This window comes from Corynebacterium ammoniagenes DSM 20306 (genome assembly GCF_001941425.1).
GTDB classification, from domain to species: Bacteria; Actinomycetota; Actinomycetes; order Mycobacteriales; family Mycobacteriaceae; genus Corynebacterium; species Corynebacterium ammoniagenes.
The window spans coordinates 1,551,020-1,577,859 of sequence record NZ_CP009244.1 but is presented as its reverse complement, the minus strand read 5'-3'; the positions used below and the strand labels follow the sequence as shown (position 1 = coordinate 1,577,859).

At 55.1% G+C, this 26,840-nt stretch carries 22 protein-coding genes and 2 rRNA genes; 23 read left to right on the top strand and 1 reads right to left on the bottom strand.

The annotated features are described in order from the left end of the window. Positions 1-196: 196 nt before the first annotated feature. The 19 genes from CAMM_RS07225 (at position 197) to der (ending at position 20,743) form a co-directional block, all read left to right on the top strand. A 23S ribosomal RNA gene (locus tag CAMM_RS07225) occupies positions 197-3,275 on the top strand. A gap of 155 nt (positions 3,276-3,430) precedes the next feature. Beyond that, positions 3,431-3,549: ribosomal RNA gene (gene rrf, locus CAMM_RS07220) — 5S ribosomal RNA — on the top strand. Between the two features lie 202 nt (positions 3,550-3,751). Next, the gene (locus CAMM_RS07215; protein ID WP_075761531.1) at positions 3,752-5,035 is read left to right on the top strand and encodes a hypothetical protein; all 1,284 of its coding nucleotides are present in this window, start codon (positions 3,752-3,754) and stop codon (positions 5,033-5,035) included. Between the two features lie 7 nt (positions 5,036-5,042). After that, positions 5,043-6,026: an HAD-IIA family hydrolase gene (locus CAMM_RS07210; protein ID WP_003845991.1), complete on the top strand. Its 984-nt coding sequence runs from the start codon at positions 5,043-5,045 to the stop codon at positions 6,024-6,026. Beyond that, entirely contained in the window at positions 6,026-6,193 is a 168-nt protein-coding gene (locus tag CAMM_RS12935; RefSeq protein ID WP_168938517.1) for a hypothetical protein, read from the top strand. The genes CAMM_RS07210 and CAMM_RS12935 overlap by 1 nt, the downstream gene beginning before the upstream one ends. Next, positions 6,193-7,008 (top strand): TlyA family RNA methyltransferase, encoded by an 816-nt coding sequence (locus CAMM_RS07205; protein WP_003845988.1) that lies wholly within the window; start codon positions 6,193-6,195, stop codon positions 7,006-7,008. Before CAMM_RS12935 ends, CAMM_RS07205 begins: the two co-directional genes overlap by 1 nt. Then, a complete protein-coding gene (locus tag CAMM_RS07200; protein ID WP_003845987.1) occupies positions 7,005-7,925 on the top strand; it encodes an NAD kinase in 921 nt (306 codons plus the stop codon). The genes CAMM_RS07205 and CAMM_RS07200 overlap by 4 nt, the downstream gene beginning before the upstream one ends. 114 nt (positions 7,926-8,039) lie before the next feature. Then, positions 8,040-9,758: a DNA repair protein RecN gene (gene recN / locus CAMM_RS07195; protein ID WP_003845984.1), complete on the top strand. Its 1,719-nt coding sequence runs from the start codon at positions 8,040-8,042 to the stop codon at positions 9,756-9,758. A gap of 50 nt (positions 9,759-9,808) precedes the next feature. Then, positions 9,809-10,990: a putative cytokinetic ring protein SteA gene (gene steA / locus CAMM_RS07190; RefSeq protein WP_040354624.1), complete on the top strand. Its 1,182-nt coding sequence runs from the start codon at positions 9,809-9,811 to the stop codon at positions 10,988-10,990. A 3-nt stretch (positions 10,991-10,993) separates the two neighbouring features. After that, positions 10,994-11,947 (top strand): copper transporter, encoded by a 954-nt coding sequence (locus CAMM_RS07185; protein ID WP_003845980.1) that lies wholly within the window; start codon positions 10,994-10,996, stop codon positions 11,945-11,947. A 15-nt stretch (positions 11,948-11,962) separates the two neighbouring features. Beyond that, positions 11,963-12,601: an NUDIX domain-containing protein gene (locus CAMM_RS07180; protein WP_003845979.1), complete on the top strand. Its 639-nt coding sequence runs from the start codon at positions 11,963-11,965 to the stop codon at positions 12,599-12,601. After that, positions 12,602-13,570, top strand: a complete 969-nt coding sequence (gene xerD, locus CAMM_RS07175; protein ID WP_003845976.1) for a site-specific tyrosine recombinase XerD — start codon at positions 12,602-12,604, stop codon at positions 13,568-13,570. Positions 13,571-13,710: 140 nt separating this feature from the next. Further along, complete coding sequence (locus tag CAMM_RS07170; protein ID WP_149027158.1) at positions 13,711-14,961, top strand: hypothetical protein; 1,251 nt, start codon at positions 13,711-13,713, stop codon at positions 14,959-14,961. Positions 14,962-15,132: 171 nt separating this feature from the next. After that, positions 15,133-16,005 (top strand): ParA family protein, encoded by an 873-nt coding sequence (locus tag CAMM_RS07165; RefSeq protein WP_003845973.1) that lies wholly within the window; start codon positions 15,133-15,135, stop codon positions 16,003-16,005. A gap of 12 nt (positions 16,006-16,017) precedes the next feature. Further along, positions 16,018-16,839: a segregation and condensation protein A gene (locus CAMM_RS07160; RefSeq protein ID WP_003845971.1), complete on the top strand. Its 822-nt coding sequence runs from the start codon at positions 16,018-16,020 to the stop codon at positions 16,837-16,839. Between the two features lie 10 nt (positions 16,840-16,849). Beyond that, positions 16,850-17,428 (top strand): SMC-Scp complex subunit ScpB, encoded by a 579-nt coding sequence (scpB, locus tag CAMM_RS07155; RefSeq protein ID WP_003845969.1) that lies wholly within the window; start codon positions 16,850-16,852, stop codon positions 17,426-17,428. Between the two features lie 80 nt (positions 17,429-17,508). Continuing rightward, complete coding sequence (locus tag CAMM_RS07150) at positions 17,509-18,435, top strand: pseudouridine synthase (RefSeq protein WP_003845968.1); 927 nt, start codon at positions 17,509-17,511, stop codon at positions 18,433-18,435. Beyond that, positions 18,436-19,134, top strand: coding sequence for a (d)CMP kinase (cmk, locus tag CAMM_RS07145; RefSeq protein WP_003845966.1), 699 nt, complete (start codon positions 18,436-18,438; stop codon positions 19,132-19,134). It abuts the gene before it with no gap. Next, positions 19,124-20,743 carry a ribosome biogenesis GTPase Der gene (gene der, locus CAMM_RS07140; RefSeq protein WP_003845964.1) on the top strand — a complete coding sequence of 540 codons (1,620 nt, stop codon included), beginning with the start codon at positions 19,124-19,126 and terminating at the stop codon, positions 20,741-20,743. Before cmk ends, der begins: the two co-directional genes overlap by 11 nt. Positions 20,744-20,855: 112 nt before the next feature. Here der and CAMM_RS07135 read toward each other — a convergent pair whose 3' ends face one another. After that, entirely contained in the window at positions 20,856-22,253 is a 1,398-nt protein-coding gene (locus CAMM_RS07135) for a TIGR01777 family oxidoreductase (protein WP_040354622.1), read from the bottom strand. Between the two features lie 298 nt (positions 22,254-22,551). On the opposite strand from CAMM_RS07135, the gene pyrR reads away from it, so the two are divergent. The 4 genes from pyrR to carA all read left to right on the top strand — a co-directional run bounded on the left by pyrR (position 22,552) and on the right by carA (position 26,833). Next, positions 22,552-23,184 carry a bifunctional pyr operon transcriptional regulator/uracil phosphoribosyltransferase PyrR gene (gene pyrR, locus CAMM_RS07130; protein WP_003845961.1) on the top strand — a complete coding sequence of 211 codons (633 nt, stop codon included), beginning with the start codon at positions 22,552-22,554 and terminating at the stop codon, positions 23,182-23,184. 9 nt (positions 23,185-23,193) lie between these two features. Continuing rightward, positions 23,194-24,162, top strand: coding sequence for an aspartate carbamoyltransferase catalytic subunit (locus CAMM_RS07125; RefSeq protein WP_003845959.1), 969 nt, complete (start codon positions 23,194-23,196; stop codon positions 24,160-24,162). Positions 24,163-24,195: 33 nt separating this feature from the next. Next, the gene (locus CAMM_RS07120; protein ID WP_003845957.1) at positions 24,196-25,536 is read left to right on the top strand and encodes a dihydroorotase; all 1,341 of its coding nucleotides are present in this window, start codon (positions 24,196-24,198) and stop codon (positions 25,534-25,536) included. A gap of 142 nt (positions 25,537-25,678) precedes the next feature. Continuing rightward, complete coding sequence (gene carA, locus CAMM_RS07115) at positions 25,679-26,833, top strand: glutamine-hydrolyzing carbamoyl-phosphate synthase small subunit (RefSeq protein ID WP_003845955.1); 1,155 nt, start codon at positions 25,679-25,681, stop codon at positions 26,831-26,833. Positions 26,834-26,840 lie beyond the last annotated feature (7 nt).

Below are 26,840 nucleotides of genomic sequence, written 5' to 3'. Positions count from 1 at the left end.
TGAGAACTGTATAGTGGACGCGAGCATCCACCACATGAATGTATGGTCTTTGGATTGTGTGTTTGTGTGGTGTGTGTAATTTTTCTTATTTTTTCTGTGAGAACGTCACATACCAACTTTGGTTGGTGTGTGGTTCAGTATTTTTTAGTTATGGTTGTTCACCCCCACAGCTGATTGTGTGTTGGTTGTGGGGTGTGTGTTTGTTATTTAAGGGCGCATGGTGGATGCCTTGGTATGCTGGGCCGATGAAGGACGTGTAAGGCTGCGTTAAGCCTCGGGGAGTTGTCAATTGAGCGTTGATCCGAGGATGTCCGAATGGGGAAACCCGCCTGCCGTTATGGGTAGGTACCTGCTGATGAATTCATAGTCAGTGTGGGGGTTATACGTGGGGAAGTGAAACATCTTAGTACCTGCAGGAGGAGAAAATAAATAATGATTCTGCTAGTAGCGGCGAGCGAACGTGGATGAGGCTAAACCGTGTGTATGTGATACTTGGTAGAGGTTGTGCATGCGGTGTTGTGGGGCCATGATTTTCTGTTTCTACCAGGACAGAGCGCGCATTGTGTTGTTAGGTGAAGTGGGTTGGAATGCCCGGCCGTAGAAGGTGAGAGCCCTGTAGGTGAAGATAACATGGTGTGTGTGTTGTGGTGCCCGAGTAGCAGCGGGCTCGTGGAATCTGCTGTGAATCTGCCGGGACCACCCGGTAAGCCTAAATACTCAGTGTGACCGATAGTGTATGAGTACCGTGAGGGAATGGTGAAAAGTACCCCGGGAGGGGAGTGAAATAGTTCCTGAAACCATGTGTCTACAATCCGTCAGAGCCCCTTGTTGTGTGGGTGATGGCGTGCCTTTTGAAGAATGAGCCTGCGAGTCAGCGGCATGTCGCGAGGTTAACCCGTGTGGGGTAGCCGTAGGGAAACCGAATCCTAACGAGGGTGGTAGTGGCATGTCCTGGACCCGAAGCGGGGTGATCTACCCATGGCCAGTGTGAAGCGATGGTAAGACGTCGTGGAGGCGCGAACCCACGTAGGTTGAAAACTGCGGGGATGAGTTGTGGGTAGGGGTGAAAGGCCAATCAAACTCCGTGATAGCTGGTTCTCCCCGAAATGCATTTAGGTGCAGCGTCGTAGTAGCTTGGTGGAGGTAGAGCTACTGGTTGGTTGAGCGGGACTATCATCTTAGCAACATCAGCCAAACTCCGAATGCCATCAATTGTGTTCTACGGCAGTGAGACTGTGGGGGATAAGCTTCATAGTCGAGAGGGAAACAGCCCAGATCGCCGGTTAAGGCCCCTAAGGGTGTGCTAAGTGGAAAAAGATGTAAGATCGCGAAGACAGCCAGGAGGTTGGCTTAGAAGCAGCCATCCTTGAAAGAGTGCGTAATAGCTCACTGGTCGAGTGGTTTTGCGCCGACAATGTAGTGGGGCTCAAGCACACCGCCGAAGCCGCGGCAATATATTTTTATGTATTGGGTAGGGGAGCGTCGTGCATGGTATGAAGCGGTACTGTAAGGAGTCGTGGACTGTGTGCGAGTGAGAATGCAGGCATGAGTAACGAATTGGACAGTGAGAATCTGTCCCGCCGGATGACTAAGGGTTCCTGGGTCAAGTTCGTCTTCCCAGGGTGAGTCGGGACCTAAGGCGAGGCCGACAGGCGTAGTCGATGGATAACCAGTTGATATTCTGGTACCCGTATATGCGCGCCCGTGGTAAAGCATTGATACTAACCACCCACAAGCATGGTACTTGCGCCTTCGGGCAAGAGTGTTGTGTGCGTGCGTGGGGCCTGAAATGTGGTCCAAGCGATGGGGTGACACAGGGAGGTAGCCATGCCACTTATTGGATTGTTGGTGTAAGCGTGTAAGCCGAGTGATAGGTAAATCCGTCACTCATATGGTTAAGGCGTGATGCGGAGCCTTTATTGGTGAAGTTGGTGATCCTGTACTGTCGAGAAAAGCCTCTAGCGATGTGTGTATATGGCCCGTACCCTAAACCGACACAGGTAGTCAGGTTGAAAATACTAAGGCGTTCGGGATAACTGTGGTTAAGGAATTCGGCAAATTGCCCCCGTAACTTCGGAAGAAGGGGGACCCACTACGGTGATGTCATTTACTGGCTGAGCTGTGGTGGGTCGCAGAGAATAGAGGGAAGCGACTGTTTATCAAAAACACAGGTCCATGCGAAGACGTGAAGTTGAGGTATATGGACTGACGCCTGCCCGGTGCTGGAAGGTTAAGAGGACCGGTTAGGACACTTTTGGTGTTCGAAGCTGAGAATTTAAGCCCCAGTAAACGGCGGTGGTAACTATAACCATCCTAAGGTAGCGAAATTCCTTGTCGGGTAAGTTCCGACCTGCACGAATGGCGTAACGACTTCTCTGCTGTCTCAACCACAGGCCCGGTGAAATTGCACTACGAGTAAAGATGCTCGTTACGCGCGGCAGGACGAAAAGACCCCGGGACCTTCACTATAGCTTGGTATTGGTGTTCGGTTCGGTTTGTGTAGGATAGGTGGGAGACTGTGAAGCTGCAACGCTAGTTGTGGTGGAGTCGTTGTTGAAATACCACTCTGATCGGATTGGATACCTGAACCTTGGCCCATGATCTGGGTTGGGGACAGTGCCTGGTGGGTAGTTTAACTGGGGCGGTTGCCTCCTAAAATGTAACGGAGGCGCCCAAAGGTTCCCTCAGCCTGGTTGGCAATCAGGTGGTGAGTGTAAGTGCACAAGGGAGCTTGACTGTGAGACTGACTAGTCGAGCAGGGACGAAAGTCGGGACTAGTGATCCGGCACCTACTTGTGGATGTGGTGTCGCTCAACGGATAAAAGGTACCCCGGGGATAACAGGCTGATCTTCCCCAAGAGTCCATATCGACGGGATGGTTTGGCACCTCGATGTCGGCTCGTCGCATCCTGGGGCTGGAGTAGGTCCCAAGGGTTGGGCTGTTCGCCCATTAAAGCGGCACGCGAGCTGGGTTCAGAACGTCGTGAGACAGTTCGGTCTCTATCCGCCGCGCGCGTTGAAACTTGAAGAAGGCTGTCCCTAGTACGAGAGGACCGGGACGGACGTACCTCTGGTGTGCCAGTTGTTCCGCCAGGAGCAGGGCTGGTTGGCTACGTACGGAAGGGATAACCGCTGAAAGCATCTAAGCGGGAAGCCTGTTTTGAGATGAGGTTTCTGTTGAGGTTCCCTACAGACTATAGGGTTGATAGGCCAGACCTGTAAGCATTGTGAGATGTTAAGGCTACTGGTACTAATGCACCGACAAACTAACACACCAAACACTATTTGGTTTGGTTAACGCCATGTAACGAGAAAATACTTGTTCCGCACAGTAACAAAATAAGACACCCACGTATGTGTGTGTAACGCGTCCACTATGCAGTATCTGACATAACACCCGTAGCACCAGGTATTGGTGTTCCGCATGTTTGTCGGTGGAAATAGCGGCAGGGAAACGCCCGGTTACCCATTCCGAACCCGGAAGCTAAGCCTGCCCGCGCTGATGGTACTGCACCCGGGAGGGTGTGGGAGAGTAAGTTACCGCCGACAATTAAACATAAAACAATTTAATAGTGCGTGAGAAAGGGCTAGGACCACGTTTGGTTCTAGCCCTTTTTCTGCGTTTTACCCACCATAAGTGATTGCCGAAACAATCTAGGTGCCTTTAGGGAACAGGAATCTGTTTTCAGTAGGTTCCCGAGTAGAATAACTAAAGATAGTCTGGCAGCAATAGCAATGAAAGAGAATGTGAATGTCTGAGCGTAATAACGAAGGCCGCCGGGAAGACTCGCGGGGCCGTCGCTCCGACTCGCACGGTTCTAACCGCCGAGATGGCCGTGGTTCCGATCGTGATGATCGTCGAGGTTCAAATCGCGGCGGTCGTCGCGAATGGAATAACGATCGCCAGGACCGTCAGGGTCGTGGAGAGTGGAAACCACGCGGAGAGAATCACCGTGGTGGGCGTCGTGATGACCGACAGGGCGAATCACGTGGAGATTGGCGTAACGACCGTAACCGTCGCGATGACCGACGGGACCGTGGAGACCGTCGTGATTTCACGAGCGGCGAGCGCTCGGACCGTGGAGATTGGAAGCCACGTGGAGAATACCGTCGGGATGACCGGCGTGATGATCGACGCGACGACCGTGGCGGTGACCGTAACCGGCGTGGCCGTGGTCGGTACGAGGATCGTAACGACCGTAATAATCGGGGTGGTGGCCGTCCTGGTCGTGACGATCGCCGGAACGACGATCGTCGTAACGAGGGTCGCGGTCCGCGTCGGGAGAACCGAGGCGGTAGGTCAGAGCAAGAACGCGATAGCCGTAACTTAGCTCCGCAGCGCTCCGGATTCCGCGAGGAGCGTATTAACCGACGCCTGGCAGACCCAGACCTGCCTGGTGACATTGACGTTAATGACTTGGATCCAATGATTCTGCAGGACCTGCGTGTTCTTTCCAAAGACAATGCAGAGGACACTGCGAAGCATATGATCATGGCTGCTGAATGGATGGAAGATGATCCTCAGCTAGCCCTGCGCCACGCACGTGCTGCTAAGGACCGTGCTGGCCGTGTTGCTGTTGCTCGTGAGGTCAATGGCATTGCTGCCTACCACGCCGGAGAATGGAAAGAGGCGCTCGCGGAACTGCGTGCTGCTCGCCGAATCTCCGGTGGTCCAGGCATGATAGCTGTTATGGCCGACTGTGAGCGCGGGTTGGGTCGTCCGGAAAAGGCAATCGAACTTGGTCGTAGCGATGAGGCTCGACAAGTAGACGCTGAAACAGCCATCGAATTGGCTATCGTGGTGGCTGGTGCACGTCAGGACCTCGGACAGAATGATGCTGCCGTGGTTACCTTGCAACGTGCAAACCCTTCTATGGAAGCGAAGGGCATTCCTGCGATGCGCTTAAGCTACGCCTATGCGCATGCTTTGTCTGAAGCAGGTCGTAAGGACGAAGCTAAGGAATGGTTTGAGCACACCGCACGCTTGGACGAAGATCAGTGGACCGACGCCCAGGAGCGTCTGAAGGAGTTCTAAGACCACCATGAGCCTGATTGAACAGCATGATGCTTTGCTTCTCGATTTGGATGGAACCGTCTGGGAAGGCGGACGCGCCATTGAGGGAGCAGTTGACTTCATTAATAGTTGCGGCTTGCCCAGCATTTACGTGACCAATAATGCGTCACGTGCGCCGGAGAACGTAGCTGAAAAGCTTGCCGCCATTGGCCTTAAAGCCAATGCGAGCGATGTGCTTACTTCAGCTCAAGCAGCGGTAACGCTTGCCGGTGAGCACATTGAACCCGGGGCGAAGGTTCTCGTGATCGGTGCTGATTCTTTCCGCGATTTGGTGCGTAATGCCGGGTACACGGTGGTGTCTTCGGCAGATGACCAACCGGCCGCTGTTTTGCAGGGCTTTGACCCCGAGGTCGGTTGGGCACAACTGACCGAAGGAGCTTTAGCGCTTCGCCAAGGTGCCGTTTATATCGCCTCTAATCTGGACTCTTCGCTGCCCACCGAGCGTGGTTTGGCCGTCGGTAACGGTTCTTTGGTAGCTGCTGTTCAATCTGCCACCGGTATTGAACCGGTTTCTGCGGGTAAGCCCGAGCCAGCTATGTTCGTCCAAGCAGCCCACCTGATTGGTTCGCAGCGCCCGCTCGTGGTGGGTGACCGTCTCAACACGGACATCGCAGGTGGTAATGCCGCCGCTATGAATACTTTCCATGTGTTGACGGGCGTATCGCATGAAATGGAACTTATTGAAGCAGACACCGAGCACCGACCTAATTTCATCGGGGAATCGCTGGCTGAAATGGCACGCGGAGCAAATGAAGTAAGGCCAGGTGCCCAAGGCGGATTTACCGCGCGCGTCGATGGCAAGGATGTTCTAGTAGACAACGGCAATCCGAATGCTACTTCAGTTCAAGCACTGCGTACGGTCTTGGAAGTCGCGTGGTCTATGCCTCAACCTCCGCGCTATATCCAACCAGTTTCCGAAAAAGCTGAGTCAGTAATCCGGGGATGGCGTTAATGAGCAACCCCATTCCCAGGGACCCTCGTAGCCTCGGCGTCACACCAGAAGAGCTGAACCAGTCCATCGAAGAAATCTTGGCTGAACCAGCAGAGGATCTCGCAGCAGAAGCAGAGCAACTTAATCAGGCACATGAGCTGCTGCGTGCAGCACTACAGGAGAACTAATGCCACCACAACGACGACGGCTTGACGCAGAATTAGTGCGTCGCAAAATTGCGCGCTCGCGTGAGCACGCGGTGGAGCTAATCAAAGATGGTCGCGTATTTGTCGGTGGTTTCAAGGCTCAGAAACCTGCGTCTGTAGTGGAGCCAGAAGTCTCCATCCGCATTGAAGGCGGAGACGACGCCAATTGGGCGTCGCGAGGAGCTCATAAACTACTCGGTGCTCTCGAGGCCTTCGATGTGGACTTAAAAGATAAGAAGGTTCTCGATGCGGGGGCATCGACAGGCGGCTTTACAGATGTCTGCCTGCGAGCTGGTGCATCGAATGTGTATGCCGTTGATGTCGGATATGGGCAATTGCTGTGGCGTTTGCAAAATGATGATCGAGTCAAAGTGCTTGACCGAACAAATATTCGCTACCTGACTTTAGAGCAGACGGACGGGCCGTGCGATGTCATGGTCGGAGACCTATCGTTTATCTCATTGAAATTAACCCTTCCGGCGATGGCGCAGGTGATGGCACCAGGTGCGGTTATGCTTCCGATGGTTAAGCCGCAATTTGAAGTTGGTAAAGAACGAGTGGGGACATCCGGGGTGGTGCGCTCGCCGCAGTTGCGCGTGGAAGTTACCCACGAGGTGGCGTCTTTTGCTCAGAGCTTGGGGCTTAGCTGCCACGGCGTGGTTGCCTCGCCGCTGCCAGGGCCAAGTGGCAACGTAGAATATTTCTTAAAGCTTATTAATGATGGCGGTGCCACGCACCCATCGCAGCCAGAGCTTATGTCGATGATTGAAACTGCAGTAAAGGATGGTCCTCAGTGAGTGAGTCAGCACAGAGTGCTTCTCCGCGCAGAATTCTTCTCGTGCCGCACACCGGCCGTGCCAGCAATATTCGTGATGCTGAGCGCGCTGCGGAGTTATTAGTCGAAGCTGGCATCGAACTGCGCGTGGTTGCGCGTGAGCCCATTGAGCCGCCGTCGATTTTGTCGACCTTTCCGTATATGGAGCATGATTTTAAGGCGGCGGAAGGTTGCGAACTTGTCTTGGTATTAGGCGGCGACGGCACCTTCTTGCGCGCAGCAGATCTTGCCCGCAAGGTCGGCGCCCCGGTTTTGGGAATTAACCTGGGCCACGTCGGCTTTTTGGCGGAAGGTGAGCGCGCTTCACTGGAAAGCTCAATTCAGCGGGTCATTGACCGCAGCTACCGCGTTGAGGACCGCATGACGATAGATTGCACGGTCTTTGATGAAAACGGCAGAATCATCGGTGAAGACTGGGCTTTGAATGAAGCCAGTGTGGAAAACCTCGACCGTTCCGGTGTTCTCGATGCAATTTTGGAAGTGGATCAGCGCCCAGTCATGGCCTTTGGCTGTGATGGCGTCTTGGTCTCGACGCCGACCGGTTCGACCGCCTATGCTTTCTCCGCCGGAGGCCCAGTGTTGTGGCCTGAACTAGATGCCATTTTAGTCGTGCCCAATAATGCCCATGCACTATTTACCAAACCTTTGGTTGTGTCCCCGGACTCTTCAGTGGCGGTGGAATCAGCCTCGCGGACGTCCCCGGCAATAGTAATTTTGGACGGTTTCCGGGAAGTTAATATGCCCCCGGGATCTCGTATTGAAGTCACCCGGGGTACTACCCCGGTGCGGTGGGTGCGTTTAGACGAAGAACCATTTACAGACCGCCTGGTCACCAAGTTGCACTTACCGATCCAAGGCTGGCGCGGCCCGCAGCGCTAAGTCTGTGCGCGGGTAGTCAGCATTGGCATAGCGCCGTACTATGGGTCGGGTTGGTTAACGAAGCTGTGGTAGATTTTCGTTAATGTGTTCTAAAAGTCTAGGAGGATTCTCGCCGTGTTAGCAGATATCACCATTTCTGATCTTGGCGTGATCTCCTCAGCTTCAGCTGAACTCTCCTCTGGCTTGACTGTCCTCACAGGTGAAACCGGCGCCGGTAAGACCATGGTGGTCACAGGGCTTCGCCTGCTGGCAGGTGGCCGCGCCGATGCGTCGCGGGTTCGCGCAGGCGCAAAGCGAGCAGTTGTAGAAGGCACGTTCATCACTGATGAACTCACTGCGGAAGATGCACAATCCGTCGCCGATATCGTGGATACCGCAGGGGGCGAAGCCGATGAAAACGGCGAATATGTCGCCTCCCGCACGGTCATGTCAACGGGTCGGTCCAAAGCACATCTCGGTGGACGCACGGTACCTGCGGCGACGTTGAATGAATTTTCACGGTCGTTGCTGACCGTGCATGGCCAAAATGATCAGCTGCGCCTGTTGGCTCCGGACCAGCAACTAGCAGCCTTGGATCGCTCATCCGGTGATATTGGGCCGTTGGTAGAGAAGTATCGGGACAGCTTTCTTCGCTGGCGCGCAATGGCCAAAGACCTGAAACGTCGAACCGAATCACGTCGGGAAATGGCGCAAGAGGTTGACCGTTTACAGTTCGCGGTTAATGAAATCTCCGAGTTGAACCCGCAACCGGGTGAAGATGAAGAACTTATTACTTTGATCAAGCGTCTGCAAGACGTTGATGGACTGCGCGAAGCGGCACAACGAGCATTGCTAGCTATCGATGGCGAAGAAGGCGATTTTGGCGAATCAAAGCCGGCGTCGACGTTATTGGGTGAAGCCCACGCGGCCGTGGTGGGGGTCGAGGACCAGCAATTAGGAGAGCTAAGCTCCCAGCTGGGGGACTTAACCTCTCAATTGGCTGGCATAGCAGGCGAGCTGGGCCAGTTCCTTTCAGAGCTGCCTGCCGACCCCGATCTTTTGGAAAAAAGTTTGCAACGCCAGCAAGAACTTCGCGGGCTAACCCGCAAATACGCTGGGGATATTGACGGGGTATTAGCGTGGAAGAAAGAAGCCGAAGCCAAGCTGCTATCGATGGACACGTCCACCGAAGCCATCGAAAAGCTGCAAGCGGAAGTAGCTCAGGCGCAAACTGAGATGGTGGCGAAAGCGGAAAAGCTCACCGCCGCGCGCACCAAGGCCGCAAAGAAGCTGGCCAAGGCTGTTACTGAGGAAATTCATGGCCTGGCCATGCCTAAGGCCCGGCTGGAAGTAGATGTTCGGCAAGCGAAATACTCGCGCACCGGCGCTGATGAAGTGGAACTGCTGCTGGCGGCCAACGATGCAGCTAATCCCAAGCCGCTATCTGTTGCAGCATCCGGCGGTGAGCTTTCACGTGTGATGCTGGCCTTGGAAGTCATCCTGTCGGCCGGATCTGCCGGTACGACTTTGGTCTTTGATGAGGTTGATGCCGGAGTAGGTGGCCGCGCCGCGGTGGAGATTGGACGCCGTTTGGCACGCTTAGCGCAAGCAAACCAGGTGCTGGTGGTTACCCACCTGCCGCAAGTAGCCGCCTATGCGGATACCCATTTGCACGTGGCCAAAGATGTGACCGATAAGTCGGTTACCTCGGGCGTGATGACCTTGAGCAATGAGGAAAGAGTCGAGGAGCTCGCGCGTATGCTCGCCGGATTAGATGACACCGCCACCGGGCGTGCGCATGCCGCCGAGTTGCTGTCGAAGGCTCAAGCTGAAGTTGAAGGTTTCAGGCGCTAATACCGCGCGCCTTCCACACTTTTTAGCTGGCACAAGGAACAATATCCGGCATGAGCCTGTTTTCCCGAACTCAAGAATTGCCTGGTTTGCATGGCGCACTGCGCGACTGCACGCCAGGAGGCAACGGTATGAAAAAATTCCGCAGCGGCGATATCGCTGTGATTAATGCTGCGAATATTTCCCGCCAAGAAGCCCAGGCACTCATCGACGTCGAGCCGGCTGCCGTGGTGAATGTTGCCGAGTTTTCTACCGGCGCGATCCCGAATTATGGCCCGCACATGTTGCTGGACGCCCAGGTGCTTTTGCTGGAGAACGTGGGTGAAGATTTCATCGCCGGCTTTCGTGACGGGAAGAAAGCGCGAATTACCGAACAGGGTGAAATCTTTGCCGGTGATAACCTCTTAGCTCATGGCACGCAGGTCGAGCGCGCCAAGGCGGAGAAGGACTTTGCTGATGCGCGTCGCAATCTCGTGGACCGGATGGAGGCCTACTTCGGCAACTCCATTGAATTTATTCACTCTGAGGGGCCATTGCTTATCGATGGCTTGGGGATCCCAGAATCCGGCGCTGAGATGAAAGGCCGCAAGGTTGTAGTCGTTTCACCCAGTGAAGACCACCGCACGCAAATCAAGGGTCTGCGTAACTTCATTCGCGAATATGAACCCGTCATCGTCGGTGTCGATGCCGGCGCGGATTCCCTGGTTGCGCTGGGGTACACACCCGATCTGATTGTGGGCAACCCGGAAGATATCGACACGGATACTCTACGCAGTGGGGCTCGGGTTATCCTGCCGGCGGATCCGGATGGAACCGCGGAAGGGCTGGAGCGCATCCAAGATCTTGGCATTGGTGCCATGACTTTCCCGGCAGCAACGGATAGCGCCACTGATTTGGCCTTGCTTTTAGCTGACTATCACGGCGCTGAGATGATCGTGCAGGTCGGTGATTCCTTGGACTTGGATGATATTTTTGCCGCCGAGCCTAATGCAACTCCGGCCGCGATGCTGACTCGCCTGAAAGCTGGAAATCGACTCGTAGATTCCTCCGCCATCATTAACCTGTACACGGTTAAGTCTGGAAGTTCTTCAACGTGGCTGTGGGCGATTTTGGGAATTTTGGTCGCTCTCGCCGCCATCGTGCTCATCATCGGCATGGGTGGGGATGGTACTTTCACCGATAATCTCATTGATACGTGGAATAACATCGCGACGACGGTTCAAGGGTGGTTTTAGACAGTGGCCTTTGCTAAATCATCAAAAACTGCCCTCGTCGTTGCAGGTCTTGGGTTCGGCGTCGCGCTGGGCGTTGCGGCTGGCACCTTGGTCATTGCGCCGAATATGGATGGAACCGCAGCTGTTGGATCTTCTAATAGTGAGGCGCTGCGCGAAGAGCACCGTTCCTTGCTGCAAGAAAACAAAGAGATTCAGGCCCAATCGGATTCTGCAGACACCTTAGTTAACGAACTATCGGCCGATGCCATCCGGGATTCACTCACCGATCGCGACGTTGCCATCATCGCAGCTGGCGATGCTTCCGAGAATGATGTCGCAGGGGTTCGCGACAAGCTCAATGCCGCGGGAGCAATAGATTCTGGGACTATCACCCTGACTAATGAATTCTTGCATCCAGATGGCGCAGACAAACTGAAGTCGATTGTGGCCAATGTATTGCCCGCAGGTGCAGAATTAGATGAACAGGATCTGTCTGCCGGCAGGCACACCGGCCAGGCCTTGGCTGCAGCATTGTTGCGCAACCCAGATACGACCGAGCCTTTGGCATCACCAGAAGACCGTGGCGCATTGCTTCAAGCATTGCGCGAAGCAGGCTTCCTTGACTACGAAGATGGCACGATTTTGCCAGCACAGGCTGTAGTCGTGGTCATGGGTAAGGGCGGCGGCGAGTACTATCACGATAACTTGGTGGCCTTTGCTAACTCCTTAAATGAGGCCGGAAGCTACAGCGTGCTTGCCGGTAATTTGCAGGCCGTCGGAGAAGGCGGGGTCATCGATACGCTGCGTCAAGAAGCCGCAGACGAAGATGACGCCGAGGCGATTTCTACCGTGGACTCCATCAACCGTGACTTCTCCCAGCTGGCTGTGGTCTTGGCAGTCGTAGAGCAGCTGGAAGGCGGCTCGGGTGCCTATGGTGCGAGCGAAGCAGCGGATACCGCAGCACCACCACTACCTTAAGGAGATTTATCTTTTATGGCTCATGATTTTCGCGTGCTCTCCTCCGAGCTGCTTCTCGATGCCCCCATCATTTCGGTTCGCAAAGACGAGCTATCGATGCCCGATGACCAGGTGGCATTTCGCGAAGTAGTCGAGCATCTCGGTGCTGTTGCGGTGGTGGCGGTTAATTCTGATCGGAAAATCGCCATGGTCAATCAGTACCGTCACAGCGTCAAGCGGCGTTTATGGGAGCTTCCCGCAGGCCTCCTGGACGTCAAGGACGAATCCGAGATTGCTGGCGCGAAGCGAGAGCTAGTCGAAGAAGCGGGCTTGGAGGCTGCGTCCTGGTCGGTGCTGACGGATATCGTGACCTCGCCGGGGTTTTGTGAAGAAGCTGCCCGCGTCTACTTGGCCCAAGATCTGACCGAAGTTGAGCGCCCTGCAGCTTTTGGCGATGAAGAAGCTGACATGGAGTTTTCCTGGGTGGGCTTGGATGAGGCCGTCCAGAAAGTCTTGGCGGGAGATATAAATAACTCCATCGCTGTCGCCGGGATTCTGGCTGCTCAGCAGGTACTGAGCGGCAACGGCACGGCACGTGATGTATCTGAGCCATTTGACCTGCGCCCGCAGTCGATTGCACGTCGGCGTCAAGGCCCAGATCTGAAGAAGTCGTAGATGCCCGCAGAAGCTAAGGCGTCAAAGTCGAAGATTGACCATGCTGAGCCTGCGCCAGAGTTAGTCTCAGTAGCCCAGGGCTGGTTGGACCACCTAGCGGTCGAAAAGGGTGCGTCGAAGAATACGGTGAGCAACTATCGTCGCGATCTCAAACGCTACGTTTCCTGGCTCACCACCGCGAATATCTCTACATTAAGTGAGGTTTCTTCGCACCACGTTGAGTCTTATGTTGCGGATCTGCGCCGCGGGTGGGACGGGCAAAAGCCGCTATCGAGTGCATCGACAAGCCGTGCTTTGATTGTCGCGCGCGGCCTGCATAAATTCGCGCTGTCGGAGGGGCTTATCGATGTCGACGTGGCCGCAGAGGTAGCGCCCCCGAGTCCGGGGAAACATTTGCCCGACTCGTTGAGCATCGATGAAGTCACTCGTCTTATTGATTCGGTTCCTGCTGGTGAGGTGGCTACCGCGGTCGATATTCGCGATAAAGCCTTGTTGGAAATGCTCTATGGCACGGGTGCTCGCGTTTCGGAACTTTTGGACCTGGCCGTTGATGACGTCGCCGATAGTCCAGAGATTTTAACGGTGACGGGTAAGGGCTCTAAGCAGCGGCTGGTGCCCTTGGGATCCCATGCGCGCACAGCCATCGAAGAATATCTCGTGCGGGCTCGCCCACAACTGAGCCGCGGTAAGTCTCATGCGCTATTTCTCAATACCCTGGGCAAACCATTATCGCGGCAAAGTGCGTGGGCAGTTATCCAACAAGCGGTGCAGCGCGCAGGATTAGATAAGAAGGTATCGCCGCACACCCTGCGGCACTCGTTTGCCACGCACCTGCTCCAAGGCGGGGCAGACGTGCGTACCGTACAGGAACTCCTTGGTCATTCCTCCGTGACAACCACGCAGATTTATACGCACGTCACTGCTGATTCCCTGCGGGAAGTGTGGCGTGTTGCGCACCCGCGTGCATAGATGTAGCTAAGGCGGAAGCTTTTGCAGTACGGTAATTCACGTACCCGTGCACAATATGATGTGCACTTTTTCATTTTCAGCAGCCCTGCGCTCAACCAGAAAAGTCATAGCACCGCCCTCTTGAAAGGACGACTATTGTCGTGAACGTCTCCCACAAGCGCTCCACCCAGGCCGTATCCACCACTACTTCTTCCTCGCCGGCGTGGTTGCCGTCGAAGTTTATAGCCCCTGCTGGCTATCAGCGCACAGCGGCATCGATAGCCGCAGCATGCGTGATTGGTCTGGGTCTCGGTGCTGGCGCCGTTGCAGCTGCACCGTCAGCGCAAGCATTGCCAGCTGGCATTTCTGTTGAAGATGCACGCGCTGCTATTTCTGCCCCGATTTCCGTGCCTGCGGGCCAGACCACCACCGTCAACGTGCCTATTGCGGTCGATGCCGGCTACTCCGGTGATGGCTGGTCCGTGTCCTCGGCGGGTAATTCCGTGACCATTACCGCACCACCTGAGGGCGGTCAGATTTCGGTACCTGTCTCTGCCCAGGGACAATCAGCGACGATTACTTTAGTGGCCGAAGGCCAGTCGAATTCCCCATCTAATTCTGGCGGGGGAGAAGGCTCTGGTGCTGGCGGAAGTGGTGCCACCGGTGGTGACACGGGCGGTGGAGCCGCCGGAAGCGGAGCCGCCGGAGGCGGGGCTGCTGGAGACGGATCCGGTGGAACTGGTGGCGATGATGCCGGCAACGGTGGTGCAGGGGGCGCGGAAAACGGGCAAGCAGGACGTGGCGGTGAGGGCAATGCTGGCACTGCTAATTCCGGTTCTTCGGATAACACCCGCACCGATAATTCTTCGCTTCCTGTTGTTCCCGGGGACAAGCCGGAACGCCAAGCCGCTGAAGAACTCGATGAGTCCACAGCAGAGCGCATTGATTTGGAATCAACAATCGATGGAAACACCATCACCGCGCAGCTCGGACTGCGCCAAGCGCTGGATTTCTACCAACGGTTTGGAAACTTAGACCAGGAGCAATTTACGCTGCGTTATGTTGATGCCGATGGAAATATCATCGAGGACGTCGAGCGCGATATTGATGCAGCGGCGCGAACCTTGACGCTGACCTATCCGGAGGGACAGGCACCAGATAACCCGTTTTATATGCAGCTTGTCCGCAAGGATGGCTCTGGGGTGGAAGTGATTGTCAGCCTGAAAGACCCCAACTTCCAAGCAGCAGGTAGTGATTCCGAGGATGCTACAGCTACGTCTGGTGAAAGCGCGGAGAATGGAAGCAACCTTTTGGTGACCGGTGTTGTAATCCTCGGTGTCCTCATTTTGCTTATCATCGTTGGATTCGTAATCCGCAAAATTATCAAGCGTCGTTCTAACTCCCACGTATAACGCAGTTTGAGGGCATTGTTGCTGGACACGGCGCGCTCATAAGCGTTGCTGCTAGGCGGCGATGTGCCTTGTAGGATTAACGAGTAAGCTTAATCTCAGTGTTAAATGACAGCCGTGTAACTTTAGATAGCTTTACAGGTTGAGTGTTGGTAGGGAAGTAGGGAGTAAAACGTGAGCAACGAGGGACTCTTTGACGCAGAAAAGCCGGAGCTAGGACTAACTGGCCGGCCGCTGCGCACTATCCCACAGCCGCCTGAGCTGGATAAGCATGGTCCCGCGACCATTATTTCCATGTGTAACCAAAAAGGTGGTGTGGGTAAAACCACCTCCACCATCAACATGGGCGCATGCTTGGCTGAGTACGGACGCAAAGTCCTGCTGGTCGACCTTGACCCGCAGGGTGCATTATCCGCAGGACTTGGTTTAAATCACAATGACATCGAAGACACGATCTACGATGTGATGCTTGATAGTCAGACCTCTATTCACTCGGCGATTGTGCACACTGAGGTATCAGGCCTTGACTTGGTTCCGGCCAATATTGACCTGTCGGCTGCAGAGATTCAGATGGTCAATGAAGTCGGCCGTGAGCACACTCTAGCTCGCGCTTTGCGCCCGGTGATGAAAGATTATGACTTCATCATCATTGACTGCCAGCCTTCCCTCGGCTTGCTTACGGTCAATGCACTGGCGTGTTCACATGGTGTGATCATCCCCATGGAATGTGAGTTCTTCTCCCTGCGCGGCTTGGCGCTGTTGACCGATACCGTGGAGAAAGTCGCGGAACGCATCAACTTTGACTTGGAAGTCATCGGTATTTTGGTCACCATGTTTGACCGCCGCACCAAGCATGCCCGCGAAGTCATGTCGCGGGTAGTGGAGTATTTTGACGATAAGGTCTTTGACACCGTGATTACCCGCACGGTGCGTTTCCCCGAAACCTCAGTCGCCGGTGAACCCATCACGACGTGGGCGCCGTCTTCCCAGGCAGCCAAGCAGTATCAGGATTTGGCGGCTGAAGTAATTGAGCGCACCAAGGCCTAGATGCGGGCGTAGATGGCCGATCAAAAAATAGAAGAAGCAGTACAGCCGGAAATTCCCGGCTTTCGCATCGCACTGGCCAATTTCGAAGGCCCTTTTGACCTGCTGCTACAACTTATTCACAGCAAAAAGCTCGATGTTACTGATATTGCTTTATCTGAAGTTACAGATGAGTTTGTGGCTTATACCCGCAGCCTTGATCACACCTCTGGCCTTGATGAAATCACGGAATTTCTCGTCGTCGCAGCGACCCTTTTAGATCTAAAAGCTGCGCGCTTGCTACCCCGTGGGGAAGTCGATGATATCGATGACCTCGAGCTACTTGAATCTCGCGATCTCCTCTTCGCGCGGCTTTTGCAGTACCGGGCATACAAACAGGTCGCTGATCAATTTGCCCAATGGCAGCGCGATGCCCGTAGAGCTTATCCACGCGCAGTCGGCATGGAAGAGCAATTCGCCTCGCTGTTGCCTCCGGTGAAACTCGGGCACACTCCAGCAACTTTCGCAGAACTTGCCGCGAGCGTCTTTCGGCCCAAGCCGCCGGAAGAAGTCGGTATTGGCCATATTCACCAGGTTGCGGTCTCCGTGCCGGAGCAGGCCGGCAAGATCATGGATGTGCTGAAATTACTCGGTGCGGAGCAGTGGTTAAGCTTTAATGCACTAACCCGTGATTGCACGCTATCGATGCAGGTGGTGGGACGCTTTCTCGCATTGTTGGAGTTATACAAGGCTAAGGCGGTAGAAACCGAGCAGGAAGAACCGCTGGGACAGCTCAATGTGTCATGGACAGGCCTGGATGTTGATCCAGCTGTAGTGGCAGCAGCGAACTGGGACTAAGGAGTAGACAATGAATCCATCGGAGATCTCAGCTAATGACATGCCGTTTATTAGCTCCCTGCGCTCACAAATAGAATCCATTTTATTGGTGATTGATACTCCCGCGCACGCTGCAAGTATTGCGCGTGCGGTCGACGTCGACGTGGCGGAAGTCGAAGAAGTCCTTAAAGAAATCCAAACTGAGCTGGACATGCGGGGGTCTGGCATCGAGCTTCGCCACTCCGACGATGGATGGCGGTATTTCACCCGCCGCGATAATGCGGATGCGGTCGAGCAATTCTTGCTCGATGGCACTCAAACCAAGCTTTCGCGCGCGGCCCTAGAAACGCTAGCTGTTGTTGCCTACCGGCAGCCGTGTACTCGTGCACAGGTCGCAGCCGTGCGCGGGGTAAATGTTGACGGCGTGATGCGCACGTTGACCTTGCGCGGGCTAATCCGCGAGGTAGATGGCGAAGATTTTGAAGGCCCCGGAATTCGCTATGAAACTACGGCGTTGTTGCTGGAATTGCTCGGTATTGACTCGTTGGAGCGACTGCCAGATTTGGCGCCATTATTGCCGGATGTGGATATGATTGATGAAGAATTCTAAGGGTTTGCTCTATGCTTTAGTGCAGGAGTAGGATCTACTCAGCGTAATTTATACAATTTAAGAGAAAAGGACACGACACCGTGACCCCACCCGCTCGCCGAGACGGCACACCGGAAAAGAAAAAACGTGACAGCGAAATTCTGCTGTCGAATGCAAAACCGGCGCGTCGTCAAAACGTTAAGCGTAATAAGAAGGCCTCAGCCCAATCCGTAGCTAGTGATTTGGGCGCAGATTGGCTCTACGAAGACGAAAAGTCTACTCAAAATCCCAACACCGAAGGCGAACGCCTGCAAAAAGTCCTCGCGAAGGCAGGCGTGGCCTCGCGTCGTCACGCGGAAGTGCTCATCGATGCCGGTCGCGTCGAAGTCAACGGGAAGATCATCAAGCGCCAAGGCGTGCGCGTCAACCCCAATGCCGATGTCATTCGCGTCGATGGCGTGCGCGTCAACGTCAACGAAGACCACGAATACTTCATCCTCAACAAGCCGCGCGGCGTGCAGTCAACCATGCAAGATGACATGGGTCGTCCCTGCGTGGGCGATATGGTGGCGGAGAAAACCGCCTCGGGCCAGCGTCTTTTCCACGTCGGCCGGTTGGATGCGGATACCGAAGGTTTGCTGATTTTAACCAATGATGGTGAATTGGCCAACCGTTTGATGCACCCGAAGTATGAAGTGTCCAAGACCTATCTGGCCACCGTGCTCGGCGAAGCAGACAAGAGCTTGGTTCGCACGCTCAAAGACGGCATTGAGCTTGACGATGGCATGGCCAATGCCGACTTCGTCCAGATCGTGGACAAAAACCAAGGCATGTCGTTGATCCGTTTGGAGCTGCACGAAGGACGCAAGCACATCGTTCGCCGCATGCTCAAAGCTGCTGGCTACCCTGTACAGCGCCTGGTGCGTACCAAGATCCACACTGTCCAACTCGGCGATATGAAACCAGGCGGCATTCGTGCGCTGAACTCTGCTGAGCTGACGAGCTTGTACAAGGCAGTGGGGATGTAAATGATTTCAAATATGCCTGAAAATGGCCTCATCCTCGCCGTTGATGGACCATCCGGTACCGGAAAGTCGACGACCTGTCGCGCTCTGGCTAAGCATCTTGATGCCAAGTACATCGATACCGGTGCGATGTATCGCGTGGCTACCTTGGCCGTATTACGCCAGGGAATTGACCCACACGATACGCAAGCAGTTATCGCTGCTACCGTGGATCTTCCACTCGAAGTATCGAACGATCCAGATTCCACCGAGGTTTTATTCAACGGTGAAGATGTATCCAAAGAAATCCGTGAGGACGAGGTCACGCGCAACGTCTCCGCAGTCTCGGCGATTGCCGAGGTACGCACGAACCTAGTGAACTTGCAGCGCAAGCTCGCTCAAAGCTCACACCGCGCGATTGTCGAAGGCCGCGATATTGGCACCGTCGTGCTTGTCGATGCCCCGGCGAAGGCCTACATGACCGCCTCCGCTGAAGTGCGCGCCCAACGCCGCTATGACCAAAACATTGCCGCAGGCATCGCGGCAGATTTCGATACGGTCTTAGCCGATGTCGTCCGTCGTGATGAAGCAGATTCATCACGTGCGACCTCACCTTTGCGCCCAGCAGACGACGCTGTTGTGGTGGATACTTCTACAATGAGCCCGCAAGAAGTGCTCAACGCCCTCATTACTATTGTCAAGGAGTCTGCCGATGAGCGATAAAAATTTCGAGCAGCACAACGAACAGCCAGATCACGAACAAGACACCGAGTTTCACTACCCGGCGGGCAAGTTAGATGAGGAGCTAGTCGAAGCACCACACGGAGGCTGGGCTGCCGATGACTTCAACGAAGAAGAGTTCGATTTCGAGTTTGATGACTCCGAATACGGCGAAGCACACTTCATCGATGAAGAGATCTTAGAAACCGGCGTGGCCGGACAAGACTTTACCGAAGAAGAATGGGCGGAAGTTGAACGCGCCTTCGGTATCGCAGGCCCTGCGCACACCGCAGAAGACCTGTGCACGGTCGCTATCGTTGGCCGTCCTAACGTGGGCAAGTCCTCGTTGGTCAACCGCTTTTTAGGTCGCCGTGAAGCCGTGGTGGAAGACCATCCAGGTGTTACACGTGACCGCATCTCATATATCGGTGACTGGAATGGGCAACGCTTTTTCGTCCAAGACACCGGCGGTTGGGATCCGAACGCGAAGGGTATCCATGGTGCTATTGCCCGTCAGGCAGAAGTGGCCATGGAAACTGCTGACGTCATCGTTTTCGTCGTCGATACCAAGGTGGGTATTACCGAGACGGACTCGGTCATGGCACGCAAATTGCAGCGTTCTGATGTCCCCGTCATTTTGGTGGCCAATAAGTTCGACTCCGATAGCATGTACGCCGACATGGCAGAGTTCTATGCCTTAGGCCTTGGCGATCCGTGGCCAGTATCTGCGCAACACGGCCGCGGCGGTGCCGACGTGCTGGATGAAGTGCTCAAGCTCTTCCCAGAACAGCCACGTCATTCGTCCATCACGGCAGGACCTCGTCGTGTGGCTTTGGTGGGCAAGCCCAATGTGGGCAAGTCCTCGCTGCTTAATAAGATCACCGGCCAGGAACGCTCGGTGGTTGACAATGTCTCGGGTACGACAGTGGATCCTGTCGACTCCTTGGTGCAATTAGACAAGCAGCTGTGGCGCTTTGTTGATACCGCCGGCTTGCGCAAAAAGGTCAAAAATGCGCAGGGACATGAGTACTATGCATCTTTGCGTACTCGCGGCGTTATCGATGCCGCAGAAGTCTGCGTGATGCTGATTGATGCTTCCCAGGAAATCTCGGAGCAAGACCAGCGCGTGTTGAACATGGTTCTGGAGGCCGGTAAGGCCCTAGTTATCGCATTCAACAAGTGGGATCTGATGGATGAGGATCGTCGCTACTATCTGGATCGTGAAATCGATCAGCAACTAGCGCACCTGCCGTGGGTAACCCGCATCAATATCTCTGCGGAGACCGGACGCTCCTTGCAGCGTCTGGAACCGGCGATGATTGAAGCGCTGGAAGGCTGGGATAAGCGTGTGACCACCGGCCAGTTGAATAACTGGATGCGCGATGCGATTGCTGCGAACCCACCACCGATGAAAAACAACCGTCTGCCACGTGTGCTCTTTGCAACGCAGGCTGGTACGCAGCCACCGACCATCGTGCTATTTACCACTGGCTTTTTGGATGCCGGCTACCGCCGTTACCTCGAGCGGAAATTCCGCGAGAACTTTGGCTTCCACGGTACTCCGGTGCGCATTGCAGTGCGTGTCCGCGAACGTCGCTCGCAAAAGCACTAGTCGGCAAGCAAGACTTCTTCCAGACTAAATTTCGTGTCGGATAAATAGCGAAGGGGCTGTGAAAACCTGAGAGGTTTTCATAGCCCCTTCGCCTTGTGCATAGCTTGTGCCGTTAAGCCGGTTCTTCCGGAGTCCAAAGATGCTCGCGGCCAAGCTCATGCGCTAGTGCCGTGTCGATAGTGGGATAACGAAAGTGGTGCTCGTGATTCGCTAGGACCTCCGGTTGGACTTGCTGGTCCGCTAACGCCAATTCGCGAGCGCCTTCTTTGCCCAAGAGCAGGGCGGGGCCAAATGTTGGAATGGGCATGACCGAGGGACGTTTCATTTCGGTTCCGATGGCTTGTGCAAGACCACGGTTTAACACTGGGTGAGGGCTGACAGCATTGATGGGCCCGCTATAGGCATCATCCAAAATCGCGTGGGTATAAATATCGGTCAGGTCATCAGCAGCGATCCAGGAAAGCCAGAACTCGCCATCGCCGAAGAAACCACCGAGGCCCGTGGAAAACAGCGCTTTAAACAGAGGCAGCACACCGGAATTGCCGGACAGCACGACGCCGGTGCGCACCGTGACCACGCGCTTGCCAGCATCGGAGGCAGGTGCGGTGGCTTTTTCCCACTCCACGCAGACATCGGCTAAGAATCCATCGCCGGGATCAGAGTCTTCAACCAGAATCTCCTCACCGCGATCATTGCCGTAGTAGCCAATCGCAGACGCAGAGACCATGGTGGTCACCGTCTTGGAGGCAGCGACTAATTCTGCAAGCTTGCGGGTCGGCTCCACGCGCGAGTTACGAATATCGTTTTTATGCGACTCATTAAAGCGGCCAAAGATCGGCTCACCGGCTAAGTGGACGAGGACATCAACGCCGTCGAGGAGATCCTCAGCGGGAGCTACCGGGTTCCACAGGCGCTGACCGGGTTTTACTTTGCCGCGCACTAACTGGATTACCTCATGGCCTGCCAGAGATAGTTGGGCGCTTAAAGCACGCCCGACTGCGCCGCGCGAGCCGGTCATGGCAATGGTTAATCGGCGCTGTGCACCGTAAATGGAGGTGCCATCCGCTAAGCCTTCCACGTGGCCAAGATCTTTGAGGCGGTTGATTAACGCGGTATCTTCAATCAGCTGCTGCTGGCGGTAGGCAAACATGGAATCGAGCACAGCTTTGGGCACGCGGGTATCGACCACATCGGTGACCTGAGTGCCATCGGGGTGATCTTCAAAAAGATGGTCGTGGCGCCAATTAGCGAGTACGCGCATGGGCGCGTTGGTGCAGACATCCGAGAAGGCGTAGCCATTGCGAAAGCGCGAGAGGTCATGGCGCGCGGTCCACCGTAATCCGGCGGGAAAACCAAGCACCGTGGTGCCATCGGAAAGCCTTTTTGCCTGCTGCAGGGGAGTCATGGGCACAAATGGCGGGGTCAACCGGGACAGTGAGCCTTCCCGCGAATGCCATTCCCACACCTGTTCCCGGGGTGCTGGAACTACGTGTGAAGCAGAAAAACTCATGCAGGAAACGCTCCTTGGTGGTTCGTTCATCAGACGGGCGGCGCCTAATACTTGCCCATAGTTTAGCCCTGATAACTTGCCAAGGTTGTGTGCAACTTCGCATGTGTGCCGAACGACTGTGGAAAACCGCACGACAACGAAGTTGGTAGCTCCACATAGGGGGAATGACTGGAATTAAAATGCTGCGCAATTATGGGCGCGGTGCTAGGGTTTATGCAGCTGTAAAAACTACGGTCACCATATTTCTAGTGAACACATCCTTTAAGGACCGCACTGTGAGGCGGGGAAGGAGGTCACGATGAGTGGAACCACTGTACCCAACGGCGGGCACGAAGCTGACCCGGAAGAAGCACACGTCCCAGCGACGAGTGTGATTGAAACGGAATTGCTTTCTGCCGACGACGTTGAACGTACAACGGCCCGCATCGCGCACCAGATTATTGAAAAGACAGCACTGGATTCACCAGATGCTGCGCGAGTAATTCTATTGGGCATCCCTTCAGGCGGAGCGCCCCTAGCACACCGTTTAGCACAGAAAATTGAAGAATTTTCCGGTGTGGAGGTCCCTTGCGGATCTTTAGATATCACGTTGTATCGCGATGATTTGCGTAATAAACCGCATCGCGCCCTGCAACCAACGTCCATCCCAGCTGGCGGCATTGATCAGTCAATCGTCATTTTGGTCGATGATGTTCTATTTTCCGGTCGCACCATTCGCGCCGCACTTGATGCGCTGAGCGATATCGGTCGCCCGCAATCTATCCAATTAGCAGTCTTAGTAGACCGTGGCCACCGCCAGGTTCCTATTCGTGCTGACTATGTGGGCAAGAACGTACCGACCTCACGGGATGAAGATATTGATGTCCTTATTAGCGATATTGACGGCCGCGACGCGGTGGTCTTGACCCGCGGCATCACTTCCACGCAATAAGGAGACAAAGTGAAACATCTGTTAAGCATTTCCGACCTGGACAAAGATGAAATCCTCGGATTGCTCGATGAAGCAGACAAGTTCCGCGAAGCGCTCGACGGTCGGGAAGTAAAAAAGCTTCCTACCTTGCGCGGTCGCACCATCTATACCCTTTTTTATGAAAACTCCACGCGTACCCGCGCTTCTTTTGAAACTGCGGGCAAGTGGATGTCGGCTGATGTTATCAACCTGTCAGCCTCATCCTCCTCGGTGAAAAAAGGCGAATCATTGCGCGATACCGCGATGACCTTGTCTGCCTTGGGGGCAGATTCGATTATCATTCGCCACCCTTCATCCGGTGCTGCCCAGCAGGTAGCGCAGTGGGTTGCGCCTGGGGGAGAGGGCCCATCGGTCATTAACGCCGGCGACGGTTCTCACCAGCACCCCACCCAAGCATTATTGGACGCGATGACCATGCGGCAGCGCCTGGGCATTTCCACTGGTGATTTTTCCGGGCTCAAGGTCAAAATTGTTGGCGACTGCTTGCACTCTCGTGTGGTTCGCTCCAATGTTGACCTATTATCTGCCCTCGGTGCGGAAGTCACCTTGGTCGCTCCGCCGACGCTGTTGCCTTTCGGGGTGGAAGGTTGGCCGGTGAAAACCTCTGTCGACCTGGATTCGGAAGTTTCCGATGCCGATGTCGTGATGATGTTGCGCGTGCAGCAAGAACGCATGAATGGCGGATTTTTCCCGTCGCATCGTGAATATGCCACTTTGTTTGGTTTGTCCAAGCAGCGTGCTGCCATGATGAAAAAAGATGCCATCATCATGCACCCCGGGCCTATGCTGCGCGGCATGGAAATTAACTACGCCGTTGCCGATGATGCCCAGACCGCGATCTTGCAGCAGGTCAACAACGGTGTGCATCTGCGCATGGCGGTGCTGTTTACGCTGATTGCGAGCAGCGGATCTGCGGACCACACCGCGGTAGGCGCTTAAGCCGGTATCGAGAAATCAAGAGGAGATAAACCTGTGACTCATTATCCAGACACCGGCCGTCAAGCACCCGCCGCGGCCGAAACCACCGTGCTGACCAATGTTCGCCCTTACGGTGAAGGTAAGCCCGTCAACGTTGTTATTGAAGACGGCAAGATTTCTGCCATTGGCGCCGACGCCGGTACCGATGGTGGCGCTGACCGCACCATTGACGGTGCCGGGCAGGTGCTGCTTCCCGGCTTGGTTGATATGCACGTGCACCTGCGCGAACCTGGCCGTGAAGATACGGAAACGATTGAGACCGGCTCGAAGGCTGCGGCCAAAGGCGGGTTTACCGCGGTCTTTACCATGGCTAATACCTCACCCGTGATGGACCAGCCCGTCATCGCCGAGTCTGTATGGGCCAAAGCCCAGGGCTTGGGGATATGCGATGTTCACCCAGTAGGGTCGATTACTAAAAGTCTCGAAGGCAAAGACCTCACAGAATTTGGCATGATGGCGCGCTCCGATGCCAAAGTGCGCATGTTCTCAGATGATGGCAAGTGCGTTGCTGACCCACAGCTGATGCGCCGCGCGTTGGAATATGCCAAGGGCTTGGATGTGCTTATTGCACAGCATGCTGAAGAACCACGCTTGACCGAAGGCGCAGTTGCCCATGAAGGTGCCACCGCAGCGCAGCTGGGTCTTCGCGGCTGGCCACGGGTGGCAGAAGAATCCATCGTCGCTCGTGATGCACTGCTTGCCCGCGATTATGGCAACCGCGTGCACATTTGCCATGCTTCCACCACCGGTACCGTGGAGCTGCTGAAGTGGGCGAAGTCCCAGGACATCCCACTGAGCGCCGAAGTAACCCCGCACCACTTGCTGCTGACCGATGACAAGCTGCGCACCTACGACGGGGTTTACCGCGTGAACCCACCGTTGCGCGAAGAACACGACACCTTGGCGTTGCGTCAGGCGCTGCTCGATGGGGTCATCGATGTTGTCGCCACCGACCACGCGCCACACGGTTCGGAAGATAAGTGCGTGGAATTCGACCACGCGAAGCCGGGCATGTTGGGCCTAGAAAGCTCGCTCGCGGTCATCGTCAAGCTCTTTGTGGAGCCAGGCCTTGCGGACTGGCGCTTTATTGCGCGCGTGATGAGTGAGCGCCCGGCGGAAATTACCCGCTTGCCGGACCATGGACGTCCAATTGCGGTTGGGGAACCAGCGAACCTCACGCTGGTAGACCCCGAAGCAGCCTGGGTGTCAGATAAGACGCAGCTTGCGTCCAAGAGTGAAAACAACCCTTATGAAGGAATTGAGTTTGGCGCCCGGGTTACGCACACCATCTTGCGTGGCCATGTCACCTATGAACTTGATGCCCAAGAAAATTAAATAGCAACTCTCAATTTATGCAGACGCTCGAATATTTTAATTCGGGGCGTTTCGCCTAGGCGCTGTATAGACGCAAGAGCTGACGTAGTAATATAATGCAAAGTAGTGAATTATTTCCACTCCATTTGAAAGGCACACTCCTGTGACGAACACTTCACAACCTGCCATCCTGGTGCTCGCCGACGGCCGCAGCTTCCGCGGCTTGGGATTCGGCGCAATCGGTACCACCTTGGGTGAAGCGGTATTTACCACCGCGATGACCGGCTACCAAGAAACCATGACGGATCCTTCCTACCATCGCCAGATCGTGGTCACCACCGCGCCACAAATTGGCAATACCGGCTGGAATGATGAAGACAATGAGTCCAACGGCGGCAATATCTGGGTCGCAGGGCTCGTTATCCGCAACCTCTCACACCGCGTATCTAACTGGCGCGCGGAACGCAGTCTGGAAGAGGAAATGCTGGCGCAGGGAATCATCGGCATTCAGGGCGTGGATACCCGCTCGCTGGTACGCCACCTGCGCAATGAAGGCTCGATTGCCGCTGGGATTTTCTCCGGTGATGCAGCGAAGCGGCCAGTAGAAGAGCTGGTAGAAGAAGTAGCTTCCCAGGAATCAATGGCTGGCGCCGAGCTATCTACGCAAGTGTCCACTAAAGAGGTCTACACGATCCCTGTAGAAGGGGAGAAGAAGTACACCGTCGTGGCCTATGACATGGGCATTAAGATGTCGACCCCACGCCATTTTGCCAAGCGTGGCATTGAAACCATCGTGGTGCCCGCTAACACCCCCTTTGCGGATATCCAGCAGTACAAGCCGGACGGTGTCTTTGTCTCCAATGGTCCTGGTGACCCAGCAACCGCTGACGATGCAGTGGCGGTTATTCGCGATGTGCTCTCAGCACAGGTGCCATTTTTCGGCATCTGCTTCGGCAACCAGCTGTTGGGACGCGCACTCGGACTGGATACCTTCAAGATGAAATTCGGCCACCGCGGCATCAACGTGCCGGTGAAAAACCACATCAGCGGCAAGATTGATATCACCTCTCAAAACCACGGCTTCGCACTGGCTATGCCCACCGATAACCCAGGCGAAGAATTTGAGACCGACTTCGGTCCAGCGCAGGTTACCCACACCTGCTTGAATGACGGCACCGTCGAAGGTGTTGCTTTGTCGAATGGACTGGCTTACTCCGTGCAGTACCACCCGGAGTCCGCTGCGGGCCCGCACGATGCGAACCCACTGTTTGACCAGTTCATCACCCTGATGTCCGACTACTCCCCAAGCAATAAGTAACTCAGAC